Raw genomic sequence first — 13,551 nt, 5'->3', positions numbered from 1 at the left:
CGCGAGGGCCCGGGCCGAATAGGGTGGGACGCATGAGCAGCCAGCCCGCCCGACCTGTCACCAAGGCCGTGATTCCCGCAGCTGGACTCGGGACCCGCTTCCTCCCGGCCACCAAGGCCACGCCCAAGGAGATGCTCCCGGTCGTGGACAAGCCCGCGATCCAGTACGTCGTGGAGGAGTCGGTCCGAGCCGGGCTCGACGACGTCCTGATCATCACCGGGCGCAACAAGGCGGCGCTGGAGGACCACTTCGACCACCAGTGGGAGCTCGAGCAGGCCCTCGAGGCCAAGGGCGACACCTTCCGCCTCGAGCGGGTCCGTGAGTCGGCTGCCATGAAGGTGCACTTCGTGCGCCAGGGCCAGCCCAAGGGTCTGGGCCACGCCGTCCACGTCGCCAAGGAGCACGTCGGCGACAACCCGTTCGCCGTCCTGCTCGGCGACGACCTCATCGACGCGCGTGACCACCTCCTCGAGGAGATGCTCCGCGTCCGTGAGGAGAAGGGCGGCAGCGTCGTCGCCCTCCTGGAGGTGCCGCCGGAGTCGGTCCACCTGTACGGCTGCGCCGCGGTCGACGAGGTCGACGGGGACGTCGTGCGCATCACCGGGCTCGTCGAGAAGCCCGACCCCTCCGAGGCCCCGAGCAACCTCGCGGTCATCGGTCGCTACATCCTCGACCCGTCCGTCTTCGGTGTGCTCGAGCAGACGCCTCCCGGTCGGGGTGGCGAGATCCAGCTGACCGATGCCCTCCAGACGCTGGCCGCGTCCTCCGAGCCCGGTGGGGGCGTGCACGGCGTCGTCTTCCGCGGCCGCCGCTACGACACCGGGGACCGGCTCGACTACCTCAAGGCGGTCGTCCGCCTCGGCCTCGACCACGCCGAGCTCGGTGCCGACTTCGGTGGCTGGCTCGACGAGTTCGCGGCTGACCGCCGCGACGCGAAGGCCTCCTCGAAGTGATCTCCGTCGAGCAGCACCTCACCCGGATCCTCGAGACCGTCAAGGTCATCAGGCCGTTCGAGCAGGGTGTGCTCGACGCCCAGGGGTGCGTCCTCGCCGAGGACGTGACCGCGCGCGGGTCGCTCCCCGGCTTCACCAACTCAGCGATGGACGGGTATGCCGTGCACGCGGCGGACGTCGTGGGCGCCAGTGCCGAGCACCCCGTCGTCCTGCCCGTCGTCAACGACATCGCGGCCGGCAACACCAACGCCCTGTCCCTGGCCCAGGGCCAGACGATGCGGATCATGACCGGTGCCCCGATGCCGCGGGGCGCCGACGCCGTCGTCGTGGTCGAGAACACCGACGGTGGCGTGGTCAAGGTCGCCATCAGGGCGGCCTCCGTCGTGGGCCAGCACGTGCGCGAGGTCGGCGAGGACGTCGAGGAGGGGGTCGTCGTGCTCCGGCGCGGCACGCTGCTCGGCCCCGGCCAGATCGCCCTGCTCGCCGCCTCCGGGGTCTCGCGGGTCCGCGTCGTCCCCCGCCCCCGGGTGGTCGTGATCTCCACCGGTGACGAGCTCGTCGAGGTCGGGCAGAAGCCCGGGTTCGGCCAGATCGTCGACTCCAACTCGGTGATGCTCACGGCCGCCGTGACCTCGGTGGGGGCCACGCCGTACCGAGTCGGGGGAGTGGCTGACGACGCCCGCACCCTGATGGACACCCTCGAGGGACAGCTCGTGCGAGCCGACGCGATCATCACGACCGGCGGCGTCTCGATGGGGGCCTTCGACACCGTCAAGGAGGTGCTGTCCCGGGTCGGGACGGTGCAGTTCGACAAGGTGGCGATGCGGCCCGGCATGCCGCAGGGGTTCGGGGTGCTCGGCGACGACGAGGTGCCGGTCTTCACCCTGCCCGGCAATCCTGTCAGCGCCCTCGTGTCCTTCCACGTCTTCGTCGCACCGGCGCTGCGGGCGATGGCGGGGCGGCCCGAGCCGTCGTTCCCCCCGGGCTACGTGCCGGCAGTCGCAGCCGAGTCCTTCAGGTCCGTGCCGGGGAAGATGGAGTTCGTGCGCGTGATCCTCGACGACGACCGTGCCCGGTTGGCCGGTGGCCAGGGGTCGCACATGCTCGGCGCCCTCGCCGCTGCCGACGCGCTCGCGGTCATCCCGCCCGACGTCGTCGAGGTCGACGAGGGTGACTCGCTCGAGTGCCTCCCCCTGCTCGGCAGGGACGGCCAGTGAGCAGCCGCCTGACCCACGTCCGCGACGACGGGTCGGCCCACATGGTCGACGTGTCGGCCAAGGAGGTCACGGCCCGCGAGGCCAGTGCAGCCGGCCGGGTCCTGTTGTCCCGCAAGGCTGTCGATGCCCTGCGTGACGGCGACGTCCCCAAGGGCGATGCGCTCGCGGTGGCCCGGATCGCCGGCATCCAGGCGGTCAAGCGCACCCCGGAGCTGATCCCGCTCGCCCACCCGATCGCGGTCCACGGCATCACGGTCGACCTCGACGTGGCCGACGACGGCGTCGACATCGTGGCGACCGTCCGTACCGCCGACCGGACCGGCATCGAGATGGAGGCCCTGACGGCGGTCGCCGTCGCAGCCCTCGCCCTCATCGACATGGTCAAGGCGGTCGACAAGCACGCGCGCATCACCGATGTCAGGGTCACCGCCAAGTCCGGCGGCCGCTCCGGCGACTGGGTGGAGCAGCGATGAGCGACCCGACGCAGGCCACCGGGGGAGTGCCCGACGCCCCGAGTGCCGTCGTCATCACCTGCTCGACCCGTGCGGCGAACGGTGTCTACCCCGACCGCGGTGGCCCGCTCATCGTGACGGCCCTGCGCGAGTGGGGGTTCGACGTCGGTGAGCCGACGGTCGTCCCCGACGGCCCGAGCGTCGCCGAGGCCCTCGAGGCCGCGCTGGCCGGGAGCCCTGACCTCGTGCTGACGACCGGGGGGACCGGGCTGTCGCCCACCGACGGCACGCCCGAGGCGACCAGGCCGCTGCTCGACCGCGAGGTCGCCGGCATCGCCGAGGCGATCCGGGCCGCCGGCGTGGGCGCGGGTGTCCCGACGGCCATGCTCTCGCGCGGCCTGGCCGGGATCTCCGGGTCCACGCTCGTGGTCAACCTGCCCGGCTCCACCGGCGGGGTGAAGGACGGGCTCGCCGTGCTGGAACCCGTTCTGCGGCACGCCCTCTCGCAGATCCGCGGCGGCGACCACTGATGTCGGTGCGGACCGCCTGATGGCTGCCTGGCCCGTCGAGCTGCATGGCCGGACCGGGGCGGGCCAGGACGTGCTGCTCGACCCGTTGCGACGCCGCGACCGTCGCGACTGGATGCGGGTCCGCTCGCTCAACCGGGAGTGGCTCGGGCCGTGGGAGGCCACGGCCCCGGAGAGCGACCCCCGCCCGGTGTCCTTCGGCGGCCTCGTCCGCCACTACAACCGCGAGGGCCGGGCCGGCCGGATGATGCCGTTCACCATCCGCACCGAGGGCCGGATCGTCGGCCAGGTGGTGCTGTTCGGCATCTCCTGGGGATCGCTGCTGTCGGCTTCGGCGGGCTACTGGATCGACCGCTCGGTCGCCGGCCGCGGCATCGTGCCGCTCGCCCTGGCGCTGGCGGGCGACCATGCGCTCGGCCCGATGGGGCTGCACCGGCTCGAGGTCAACATCCGCCCGGAGAACGCGAACAGCCTTGCGGTCGTGCGCAAGCTGGCCTTCCGCGACGAAGGTCAGCGGGCTGCATACCTGCACATCGACGGGCAGTGGCGCGACCACCGGACGTTCGCGCTGACGGTCGAGGACCTCGCCGGCCAGACGCTCGTGGAGCGATTGCACACCAATCACACCAGTCACATTGGCGACACACCGCCCCACGTCCCCGAGGGTCCCGCACACGGGACATAACGTCGTGTCCGTGCAGCCCAGCAGTCTCATCTTCCTCGTCATCATCGCCGTCTGGGCTGCCTACTTCGTGCAGTACTGGGTCCGTCGCCGCGAGCACCTCGCCACCGCCCAGTCCGTCGACCAGTTCTCCGAGACCATGCGGGTCCTCGAGCGCCGCTCCCCGCTGCCCGTCACGGACCTCTCCACTCCCGCGCGTCCCTCGTATGCCGTGAGCCCGGCCCGCTCGGTCCGCGCCCAGGTCCTCGTCAAGCGCGCCGAGACCACGACCTTCACGATGACCCCGGCCGGTGCCGTCACGCCGGGCGCGGCTCCCGCCGAGCTCTCCGGCGGCTGGGACCCCGCCACCGACGGCGCGCACGACGACGGCCACAGCTGGGACGTCGAGTCGGAAGCGGTCGTCCGCCCGGCTCGCGCGGTCCGCGGCCTGACGCTGCTCGCGGCACTGGCCGCCTTCGTCGTCGCCCTGCCGCTGGCGGCCTTCGGCGTCGTCCCGTGGTTCGGCGTCCTGGTGCCGCTGGCCGTGGCCGCCGGGGCGGTCGTCTGGCTCCGCCAGGCCGTCGCCGCCGAGCAGTCCGCCCGCCGCGAGGCGCGTCGCGCCGACAACGGCCCTGCCCGCGGGCGCGAGGAGCGCTCGGCCCCCCGCCACGCGCCCAACGCCGGTGCTCGTCCCGCCTCGCAGAGTGGCGCGCGCCGTGAGGCCACGACGCCCGCCCACTCCTCGAGTCCGTCCGTCGGTGCCTCTGCGCCGTCCTTGGACGAGGGTGAGCCGGTCGCGGAGCGGGTCCGTGGCGAGCTGTACGACGTGCAGGAGGTCGAGCGCGGCCTCGCTGCACCCGCACCCGCGCCCGCCCCGGTGGCTCCGGCCGAGGCCGTCCCGGCCGCAGCAGCCGTCGTCGCGCCCCGACCGCTGGTCGATGAGGACGACATCCCGCTCACCTGGGACCCGGTGCCCGTCCCACGCCCCACGTACACGATGAAGTCGCGGGCGACCCGCCCGGCGCCGACCTCTGCCGACCTCGTGGGCGACGCCGACACCGAGTACGCCCGGTACGAGCAGGAGCCGGTCCGCCGCGTCGCCGGCGGCTGAGCCTGCCCGTCCCCACCTGGTCCGCTCCAGCCGTCCGCTCCGGCCGTCTGCTGCCGACGCACCCGGTCCGACGCCTTGTCCACCCACGGTCGGGACGGACCCTCGCAGGTGCAGCCGCGCCATACCGGGTGCCGTTTTCCGTCAACGGCGGTGCTGGTGTTATCGTTTCGTCCGCATCAAGGGGCTGTGGCGCAGTTGGTAGCGCGTCTCGTTCGCAATGAGAAGGCCAGGGGTTCGAATCCCCTCAGCTCCACCCCATCGGAACCCCGTCTGACCGCGTCTCGACGCCGGACAGGCGGGGTTCCCTGGTTCCCCGGCCGCGTCAGCCGGTCACGCGGCCCGGGTGGTCACCACGTGACCTCCTTGCACCCGGTGTGGGTGTCGGGTTCGACCTGCAGGGTGGCGTGCTCGACGCCGAACCGGGTGCGCATCACCGACCGGGCGTCGTCCAGGACGGTGTGGGCGTCGGCCCCGGCGCCGGTCATGAGGTGGGCCGTGGCCACGTTCATGCCGGACGTGAGGGTCCACACGTGCAGGTCGTGGACGTCGGTGACGCCGGGGACCGCGGCCAGTGCGTCGGTGACGTCGTCGGGGGCGAGCCCGTTCGGGGCGTGCTGGCCCAGGACGGCCAGCACCTCCCGTCCGAGCAGGACGGCGCGGACGGCGACGAAGGCGGCGATCGCCAACGCGATCGCGGTGTCCCACCACGCGTTGCCGGTGGCGCCGACAAGGACGCCCGCGGCGATGACGCCGACGGACCCGACGGTGTCGGCGACGACCTCGAGGTAGGCGCCCTTGACGTTCAGCGACTCCCCGGCGCCGCCGCGCAGGAGCAGCAGGGCGATGACGTTGACGACCAGGCCGAGGCCGCCGACGACCAGCATCGGGGTGGAGGCCACCTCGGCGCTGTCGCCGAGGCGTCGCAGTGCTTCGACGGCGATGTACACCGACACCCCGAGCATGAGCAGGACGGCCAGGCCGGAGGCGAACACCTCAGCGCGGTAGGACCCGAAGGTGCGCCTGCCGGTGGTGTCCCTGCGGGTCGCGATGCGCGTCGCCACGAGGGCGGCGCCGAGGGCGACGACGTCGGCAGCCATGTGCCCGGCGTCGGACAGCAGGGCCAGGGACCCCGAGGTCAGAGCGGTGAGGAGCTCGACGAGGAAGAACCCTGCGACGAGGACGAACGCGAGCTGGAGCCGCCACCGGTGGGCGCCACCGGCATGGCCTGCAGGGCCCGTGTGGCTGTGGCCGCTCACGACGTCACCTGATCGCAGGAGCGGGGGCAGAGGGCGGTCGTGTCACCGGTCGCGGCGAGGAGCTTCTCGGCGGCGGCCAGAACGTCCATGTGGCGACTATAGGGAGCCGGAGCAGGGCAACGAGAGTGCGGTCGGTGGCACCTGCGCATCTCGTTTCGGTGTCGGCGGTGGCGGATTCGCCATTACCGCCTCACGACGCGGGGCGCGACGGTAGATTCGGGTGTCTCCTGTCAGCAGCGTCGAGGGAGGCGTGGTCGCGATGTCATCACTGGTTCCTTCGAGGGCCGCGGATCTCTCCTGCGCGCGTCGCGCGACCGACGGGTGAAGGCCCAGGGCGCACGTCCGCAGGCACTGATCGCCGATGACGACTCGGACATCCGCGACGTGCTGGCGATGGCGGCGCAGGGATCGGGCTTGGATCCGGTCCTGGCCGAGGACGGTCGACAGGCCGTGCACCTCCTGGAGTCCCTGCACCCCGACATCATCCTGCTCGACGTGCAGATGCCCGGGCTGAGCGGGATCGAGGTGTGCTGGTGGATCCGCCGCCAGCGCCACCTCGCGCACGTCCCCGTGGTGCTCGTGAGCGCGCGCACGTCGCCGTTCGAGATCGATGCCGGACTGCTCGCCGGCGCGAACCACTACGTCACCAAGCCCTTCACGCCGGCCCACATCTCCGGCGTGATCGCCCAGTACCGGTACAGCCGCTCCACCGCCCCGACCGCGCTGCGCGCACCCACGGCTGTCGTCATCCCGGAGTTCGGCCCAGCTCGCTGAGCCTGCCGGTCGCGCGGCCCGGACATGATGGTGCCGCCGCGGGATCAGCCATCCCCCCGGATGCTGATCCCGCGTCGGCGGCAGGCTCAGTGTGGAGCCCGAGGGGTCGAGAGGGGAAGCGTCCCGACGCATGTCGGGACAGAAGTTGACCCACTTGTGACCCTCGCCGACCCGAGGTCGCAGCAGCGCAGCCTGCGCCGATGTGGGAAAAGCATCGCGCGTGATCTATATTTCGGTGCTGTCCCTAGGAGCGTCAGTGACCACACCCACCAATCTTCGCCTCGACGACCAGTTGTGCTTCGCCCTGTATGCGGCGACCAACCAGATCACCCGCGCCTACCGGCCCCTGCTCGAGAGCATCGGCCTGACGTACCCGCAGTACCTCGTCATGCTCGTGCTCTGGGAGTCCGACGGGCGCCCGATCGGCGACATCGCCGGACGGCTCCAGCTCACCCCGCACGCGCTGAGCCCCATGGTCGCGCGCCTTAAGAAGGCCGGGCTGGTGCACCGCCGTGTCGACGGCGGCGACGGCCGCGTCGTCAACGTCGCCCTCACGGAGAAGGGTCGCGCGCTCGAGTTCGACGCCTCCCGCGCGCAGTACGACGTCGTCGACCAGACCGGACTGTGCGGTGAGGACCTCGGCGACCTGCGCGACACCCTGCACTCGCTCGTCCTGCGCATGTCTGTGGAGTCGTCATGACGCCGCACCGTTCAAGCGTCCCGGAGGACAAGGGCCAGAACAGGGCCTCCGACCCCCGGGCCTCCATGTCGTGGGGGGCGAGGCAGTCCGAGAGCGAGAGCGAGTCCCGCGCCGAGTCCATGGCCCGAGCCGATGACGAGCTCGTGCACTGCCCTTCGTGCGGCAGCGAGAAGACGACGGTCGTCCAGGTCGCGAACCGTGGGCAGGGCAGCTCGATCCGGCGGGACAACCCCGGGTTCAAGTGCTTCGCGTGCGGCACCGGTTGGACCGTGACCATCGGCTCCGACCGGGAGCGCAAGGACGCCCAAGAGCTCTAGCACCCTCCGCCCGCCCGTGGGCGGCGCTGGTGCACGGGGTGGTCCGTGTGCTCCAGTGGGTGCGTGGACTCCGCCGAGGTCGCGCGCTGCTTCGACCTGGGTCGGGTGCGGTCGTCGTCGACCGGTCCCGTGGCCCGCGGCAAGCAGGGGGAGGTATGGCGCCTCGACACCACCGAGGGTGCCTGGGCCGTCAAGGTCGCCTTCGGTGCGGTGAGCGAGCCGGGCATTGCCGCGTCCGCGGCCTTCCAGGAGGCGGCCCACGCTGCCGGCGTGCCGACGCCGGAGCTGCGTCGCACGCGTGAGGGCGCCGTCCTCGGCCGGGTCGGCGCGACCGAGCTGGTCCGGGTGCACTCCTGGGTGGACCTCGGTCCGCCGGATCCCCTGCTCGACCCCGCAGCCGTCGGCGAGGTCGTCGCCGCGATCCACCGGCTGGACGTCCCGGCCGACGGCCCCGCCGACCCGTGGTCGCACGAGCCCGTGGGTGCGGCCCGCTGGGACGACCTGGTCGAGGAGCTCGCCGCCGCTGGGGCGCCCTTTGCCGGCGACCTCGCGCGGCTGCGCGACGAGCTCGTCGCCCTCGAGGGCTGGATCGAGGCGCCCGAGGTGCTGCGGACCTGCCACCGCGACCTGTGGGCCGACAACCTGCTGCCGACTCCGGACGGTGGCCTCTGCGTCATCGACTGGGAGGAGAGCGGTCCGGCCGACCCGAGCATGGAGCTCGCGGCGGTCGTGTTCGAGTTCGGGCGGTCCGACCCGGCTCGGGCCCGAGCCCTGGTCGAGTCCTACCGAGCCGCGGGCGGCCCAGGGGCTGTCCGTCGTCGCGGCCACTTCACGATGCTCATCGCCCAGCTCGGCCACATCACGGCCACGGCGTCGTCGGACTGGCTCCGCCCCAACCCCCGGTCGCCGAGCAGGCAGGACGCGCACGCCTGGGTCGCGGAGGTCTTCGACGAGCCGCACACCCGGGCCGTGCTGGACGGCCTGCTCCGGGCGGTGGTGGCGCCGGGGACCGGGTGAGGGAGTCCAGAGGCCGGACGCCGTTAGCGAACTTCTGTGGGTCGCTGCGTGCTGTGTGACAATTCTCCGGGGCGCAGAAAAGCCGTGATCGAGGACAAAGGGGAGCGCGGACTGTGGGGAGCCAGGACGTTCGCGTCCTCATCGCGGAGGACGACGAGGACATCCGCGTCCTCATCGAGCGCACCTTCTCCTACGTCGGCGCCCAGGTCACCACGGTAGGGAACGGCGCCGACGCGCTCGCGGCGCTCGCGACCGTCGACCCCCACTGCCTCATCCTCGACCTGCGGATGCCCGACGTCGACGGCATGGAGGTGCTCGGCTCCATGCGCAGCGCCGGGTCCACGGTGCCCGCGGTCATGCTCACGGCGTCCGTGGAGAGCGAGATCGAGGTCGATGCGCTCGAGGCGGGCGCCTTCGCGGTGGTCCGCAAACCGTTCCAGACGCGGGCCCTGCTGACCGTGGTGGCACGGGCCATCCGCTCCGAGGCGCCGGACCTGCCCCTGCCCGAGCGGTTCGCGACGGCCACCCAGCTCTGAGCCCGGGGCTCAGCGGTCGCCGGGAGTCGCTCCGTCGCTGGCCGGTTCTCCATGGCCGGCGGTGCCGTCGTCGGCGTGGACCCCGAGATGGAGCTCGAGCCTGGTCAACGAGACCAAGGCGTCCTCGAGGTCACGGCCCACGTCCTCGGGCCGGCCGGCGTTGCCTGCCGCCGCCTCCCTCGCCAGCTCGAGGTAGCCGCGCAGGGCGGCGAGGGTGTTGCGGACCCGGTGGTCCACGGGCTCAGCCGCCATGGTTGCTCGCACCTCCCGCAGGGGCGTTGGTGGCGACCGGAGGCACCCAGCGGTAGCCGATGCGCGTCTCGGTGCGGATGAAGCGGGGCTCCTTGGAGTCGTCCCCCAGCTTGGCGCGCAGGGAGCGCAGGTGGGCACGCAGGGTCTGGACGGTCTCGTCGCCGTGCCCGGCACCCCAGATGCGGGCGATCAGCCACTGATGGGTGAGCAGCTTGCCCGGCTGCGACACGAAGAGCTCCAGCAGCCGCCACTCGGTCGGGGTGAGGCGCATCGCTGCGCCGTCGAGCTCCACGGTCTTCATGGCCAGGTCCACGTCGAGCCCGTCGGTGCTGATGACGGCGGAGTCCGGGGCGGCGCCGGCGCGCCGCAGCAGGGCGCGCACCCGGGCCCGGAGCTCCCCGAGGCTGAAGGGCTTCTCGAGGTAGTCGTCCGCGCCCTCGTCCAGGGCGGCGATCTTGCGCTCCTCCTCCCCGTCCCCGGACAGGATGAGGACGGGTACCGCGCTCCAGGAGCGGATTCGTCGCAGGACCTCGATGCCGTCGATGTCCGGGAGGTTGAGGTCGAGCACGATCAGGTCCGGTGCACCGGATGCGGCCAGGGAGACGGCGTCGAGGCCGTTGCGGGACACGTCGACGTCGTACCCTTCCCGCTCGAGACCGCGGGTCAGCGCCATCACGATCTGCGCCTCGTCATCGACCACCATGAGCCGAGCCATGTCGGGAAGTCTAGAGACAGAACGGACATCGCGTACCAACTTCGTCGCAGGTCGCCCCTGTGTCCCACGTTTTGCCTCGGTAGGCCGGTGGTCGGTGGCGGTGGCGGTCCGTGACCAGTGATGACCAGTGCTTTCGTCGATCTTCACGCCATCTTCACGGCACTTCACGGGTTGCTCATCGCGTCCTTCACACCCGCCGACGCAGAATTGGCCTCGGCGCCGGATGGTGCCGGTCAAGAGGGTCTCGGATTTCCCCCCTGCGGGACCCTGAGGACCGGACCGGCTCGGAGAGACCCCCCTGCACTCTCCGAGCCGGTCCACTCCGCGGTCGAGCTCGAGACGACGTCCCCCGGTCGGCTCGAGGGAATCCCCGGAGCGGCGACGAGGCGATACCCCTGCACGCCTCGATGCCGCCCCTGCCCGGGACGGGCTCGTGATGGAAATCCCCCCGCCATCTCGAGCCCGTCCCCGCACCCCCGATGAGAGAATCCGGAGCCATGCCCCTCGCACTGATCGCCGACGACGACGCGGACATCCGCGACCTGTTGTCGTTGGCCGTCGGCCGGACCGGCGCCCAGACCGCTCTCGCCGAGGACGGCCGTGAGGCGGTGCGGATGCTCGAGACCCTGACCCCCGACGTCATCCTGCTCGACGTGCAGATGCCCGGCCTGAGCGGCATCGAGGTGTGCTGGTGGATCCGGCGCCAGCGTCGCCTGGTCCACGTGCCCGTGATCCTCGTCAGCTCGCGCACGTCACCGTTCGAGATCGACGCGGGACTCCTGGCCGGAGCCAACCACTACGTGACCAAGCCGTTCAGCCCTGCCCACATCATGGCCGTGGTCGCGCAGCTGCTCACCGAGCGGCCGACGCTGCCGCCGCCGGCCCCGGTCGTCATCCCCGACCTGCCGCTGCAGCGGGAGCGCTGACATGACCATCGACGGCCTCCGGGGTCGCTGGTCCCGAATCCCGGACCAGACGCGCGAGGTCGTCGTCGGCGTGACCCTGCTTGCCCTGGTCTTCGTGCTCATGCTGACGTCCGTCCACTTCTCGCCGCCCGGCTCCACCGTCGCGGCATGGTGGCCCGCGGCGGGGGTGAGCGTCGGCGCAGTGCTCCTGGCCAGGGGTCGCCGGCGAGTCGCGGTGGTGGCGGGTGTCGGTCTGGCCTGCTTCGTCGTCAACATCATCGGCGGACGCCCGCCGCTGAGCGCCGGGGGGTTCGCGGTGGCCAACATGGCCGAGGCAGCCGTCGTCGCACTGCTCATGCTGGGGTTCGGCGGTCCGGGTCGCCGTCTGCGCACGATGAACGACTTCTGGCGCCTGTTGCTCGCAGCAAGCGTGGGCGCGGGCATCGCGGGAATCATCGGTGGACTCAGCGCCACCGCCTTCACGCCGTCGCCGTTCTTCCCCACCGCACGCACGGTCGGGGCCCAGCACCTGGCGGCGCTGCTCGTCGTGGTGCCCCTCTTCCTCGACACCGGTGGGTTCGTGCCCCGACCACGGTGGGAGCGGGTGATCCAGTGGGTCGGAGTGGTCGTGAGCACCTCGGTCGTGTTCGGCCTGGGCAACGGCCAGCCGGTCGCGTACACCGCGATCCCCGTGCTCGTCTGGAGCGCACTGCGCAACTCCCTGCGAACCACCTGCATCCAGCTGCTCGTCGTCGGCTTCCTCGCGATCACGATCACGGCACAGGCGATGGGTCCCTTCGCCCTCGAGCCCAGCGGCAAGCTGGTCCGGCCGGAGACGGTCGCCTCGCTGACCCAGGGATTCCTGGTGGTGTGCGCCTTCACCGTGCTGCCGCTGTCGCTCACCGTGATGCAGCGGCGCGCGCTGCTGGCGCGCGTGAGCGAGAGCGAGCAGGTCTTCCGGCACGGCTTCGCCGACGCCATGCTGGGCATGTTCATCCTCAAGTGCGAGGACGCCTACCCCGTCGCCATCGAGGCCAACGACGTCGCGGCCCGCCTGCTGCGCCAGGAGCGCTCGGACCTCGTGTCCGACGCCGACTGGTTGGAACACTTCCTCGAGCCCGGCCGTCAGGACGTCCGCGAGGGCATGCTGGCGATCATGGCCGAGACCACCAACGGGTGGCGTGGCGAGGTCCAGCTCGCCGACGACCCGTCCCGGTGGGTCGAGCTGGTGCTGTCACCCCTCAACCGCGACGGCGAGCACTTCATGTTCACCGCGCAGCTCGTCGACACCACCGAGCAGCACGGAGCCCGTGCGCTGCTGGAGGCCGCCCTGGTCAAGGAACGCGACGCCGTACGCGAGCTGCAGCGCCTCAACGACGCCAAGTCCACGTTCGTCTCCTCGGTCAGCCACGAGCTGCGCACCCCCGTCACGAGCGTGGTCGGCTACACCGAGATGCTCCTCGACGGTGTCGGCGGCGACGTGAACGCGGACCAGCGCGACATGCTCGGCCGAATCCGGCGCAACGGCCAGCGACTCATGGTGCTCATAGAGGACCTCCTGACGGCCTCACGGCTGGAGTCCGGCGCCTCGGCCCCGACCCTGCGCCCCCACGACCTGCGCGACACCGCCAAGGGGGCGCTCGAGGGGGTGGCGCCGTTGCTGCGCAACCGTCGCCTGCGGATGAACCTGGAGGTCGGCAGCCAGGCGACTCCGGTGCTCGCCGACCCCGAACAGCTCGAGCGCCTCGTCATGAACCTGCTGAGCAACGCCATCAAGTTCACCCCCGACGGCGGCAGCGTCACCGTGCGGGTCTCGCACAGCGGGGCCAACGCGATGCTGTCGGTGTCGGACACCGGCATGGGCATCCCCGAGGACGAGCAGGACCAGCTCTTCAGCCGCTTCTTCCGTTCCAGCAGCGCGCAGCGACAGGCGATCCAGGGCACCGGCATCGGGCTGTCGATCGTCCGCGGCATCGCGAGCCAGCACGGTGGTGCCGTGTCGGCCGCCTCGGTCGAGGGTTTCGGGTCGACATTCACCCTCAACCTGCCGCTGAACGACCCGGCCTCGGTGGACGCCGGCTCGGTCTGAGTCCACCTCGAGCCCGGTGGGCTTGTCTGTCGTCACATCGCTCGGAAGAGTGGGCCACTCCGTTGTCGC

At 71.8% G+C, this 13,551-nt stretch carries 16 protein-coding genes and 1 tRNA gene; 14 read left to right on the top strand and 3 right to left on the bottom strand.

Annotation, left to right across the window (positions count from 1 at the left end):
• Positions 1–32: 32 nt before the first annotated feature.
• The 7 genes from galU (at position 33) to ABD286_RS11865 (ending at position 5,174) form a co-directional block, all read left to right on the top strand.
• On the top strand, positions 33–953 hold the full coding sequence (gene galU, locus ABD286_RS11895; RefSeq protein WP_344193643.1) for a UTP--glucose-1-phosphate uridylyltransferase GalU: 921 nt from the start codon (positions 33–35) through the stop codon (positions 951–953).
• Positions 950–2,170 (top strand): molybdotransferase-like divisome protein Glp, encoded by a 1,221-nt coding sequence (gene glp, locus ABD286_RS11890; RefSeq protein WP_344193641.1) that lies wholly within the window; start codon positions 950–952, stop codon positions 2,168–2,170. The genes galU and glp overlap by 4 nt, the downstream gene beginning before the upstream one ends.
• Positions 2,171–2,211: 41 nt before the next feature.
• On the top strand, positions 2,212–2,643 hold the full coding sequence (gene moaC / locus ABD286_RS11885) for a cyclic pyranopterin monophosphate synthase MoaC (RefSeq protein ID WP_344193688.1): 432 nt from the start codon (positions 2,212–2,214) through the stop codon (positions 2,641–2,643).
• Entirely contained in the window at positions 2,640–3,152 is a 513-nt protein-coding gene (locus ABD286_RS11880; RefSeq protein WP_344193639.1) for a MogA/MoaB family molybdenum cofactor biosynthesis protein, read from the top strand. Before moaC ends, ABD286_RS11880 begins: the two co-directional genes overlap by 4 nt.
• Positions 3,153–3,171: 19 nt before the next feature.
• Entirely contained in the window at positions 3,172–3,834 is a 663-nt protein-coding gene (locus tag ABD286_RS11875) for a GNAT family N-acetyltransferase (protein WP_344193637.1), read from the top strand.
• A gap of 10 nt (positions 3,835–3,844) precedes the next feature.
• A complete protein-coding gene (locus ABD286_RS11870; protein ID WP_344193635.1) occupies positions 3,845–4,921 on the top strand; it encodes a hypothetical protein in 1,077 nt (358 codons plus the stop codon).
• Positions 4,922–5,101: 180 nt separating this feature from the next.
• A tRNA-Ala gene (locus ABD286_RS11865) sits at positions 5,102–5,174 on the top strand.
• 94 nt (positions 5,175–5,268) lie between these two features.
• Here ABD286_RS11865 and ABD286_RS11860 read toward each other — a convergent pair.
• Positions 5,269–6,177 (bottom strand): cation diffusion facilitator family transporter, encoded by a 909-nt coding sequence (locus ABD286_RS11860; RefSeq protein ID WP_344193633.1) that lies wholly within the window; start codon positions 6,175–6,177, stop codon positions 5,269–5,271.
• Positions 6,178–6,498: 321 nt separating this feature from the next.
• On the opposite strand from ABD286_RS11860, the gene ABD286_RS11855 reads away from it, so the two are divergent.
• From ABD286_RS11855 to ABD286_RS11835, 5 genes are all read left to right on the top strand, one after another.
• Positions 6,499–6,951 (top strand): response regulator, encoded by a 453-nt coding sequence (locus ABD286_RS11855; RefSeq protein WP_344193631.1) that lies wholly within the window; start codon positions 6,499–6,501, stop codon positions 6,949–6,951.
• Between the two features lie 256 nt (positions 6,952–7,207).
• Entirely contained in the window at positions 7,208–7,651 is a 444-nt protein-coding gene (locus ABD286_RS11850) for a MarR family winged helix-turn-helix transcriptional regulator (protein ID WP_344193629.1), read from the top strand.
• Positions 7,648–7,968 carry a hypothetical protein gene (locus tag ABD286_RS11845; protein ID WP_344193627.1) on the top strand — a complete coding sequence of 107 codons (321 nt, stop codon included), beginning with the start codon at positions 7,648–7,650 and terminating at the stop codon, positions 7,966–7,968. The genes ABD286_RS11850 and ABD286_RS11845 overlap by 4 nt, the downstream gene beginning before the upstream one ends.
• A 63-nt stretch (positions 7,969–8,031) precedes the next feature.
• Entirely contained in the window at positions 8,032–8,985 is a 954-nt protein-coding gene (locus tag ABD286_RS11840; protein WP_344193625.1) for a phosphotransferase, read from the top strand.
• Between the two features lie 113 nt (positions 8,986–9,098).
• Positions 9,099–9,521: a response regulator transcription factor gene (locus ABD286_RS11835; RefSeq protein ID WP_344193623.1), complete on the top strand. Its 423-nt coding sequence runs from the start codon at positions 9,099–9,101 to the stop codon at positions 9,519–9,521.
• A 9-nt stretch (positions 9,522–9,530) separates the two neighbouring features.
• Here ABD286_RS11835 and ABD286_RS11830 read toward each other — a convergent pair whose 3' ends face one another.
• Both ABD286_RS11830 and ABD286_RS11825 read right to left on the bottom strand, forming a co-directional pair.
• Positions 9,531–9,773 (bottom strand): hypothetical protein, encoded by a 243-nt coding sequence (locus ABD286_RS11830; protein ID WP_344193620.1) that lies wholly within the window; start codon positions 9,771–9,773, stop codon positions 9,531–9,533.
• Positions 9,763–10,488: a response regulator transcription factor gene (locus ABD286_RS11825; protein WP_344193618.1), complete on the bottom strand. Its 726-nt coding sequence runs from the start codon at positions 10,486–10,488 to the stop codon at positions 9,763–9,765. The genes ABD286_RS11830 and ABD286_RS11825 overlap by 11 nt, the downstream gene beginning before the upstream one ends.
• A 497-nt stretch (positions 10,489–10,985) precedes the next feature.
• Between ABD286_RS11825 and ABD286_RS11820 the strand changes: the two genes are divergently transcribed.
• Positions 10,986–11,414, top strand: a complete 429-nt coding sequence (locus tag ABD286_RS11820; RefSeq protein WP_344193616.1) for a response regulator — start codon at positions 10,986–10,988, stop codon at positions 11,412–11,414.
• 1 nt (position 11,415) lies between these two features.
• Positions 11,416–13,482, top strand: coding sequence for an ATP-binding protein (locus ABD286_RS11815; RefSeq protein ID WP_344193614.1), 2,067 nt, complete (start codon positions 11,416–11,418; stop codon positions 13,480–13,482).
• The last annotated feature ends 69 nt before the right edge of the window (positions 13,483–13,551 follow it).

Origin of the sequence: Pedococcus aerophilus (genome assembly GCF_039532215.1) — a bacterium.
Taxonomy (GTDB): Bacteria; Actinomycetota; Actinomycetes; order Actinomycetales; family Dermatophilaceae; genus Pedococcus; species Pedococcus aerophilus.
The sequence above is the reverse complement of the archived record's forward strand: the minus strand, read 5'-3'. Positions and strand labels throughout refer to the sequence as shown.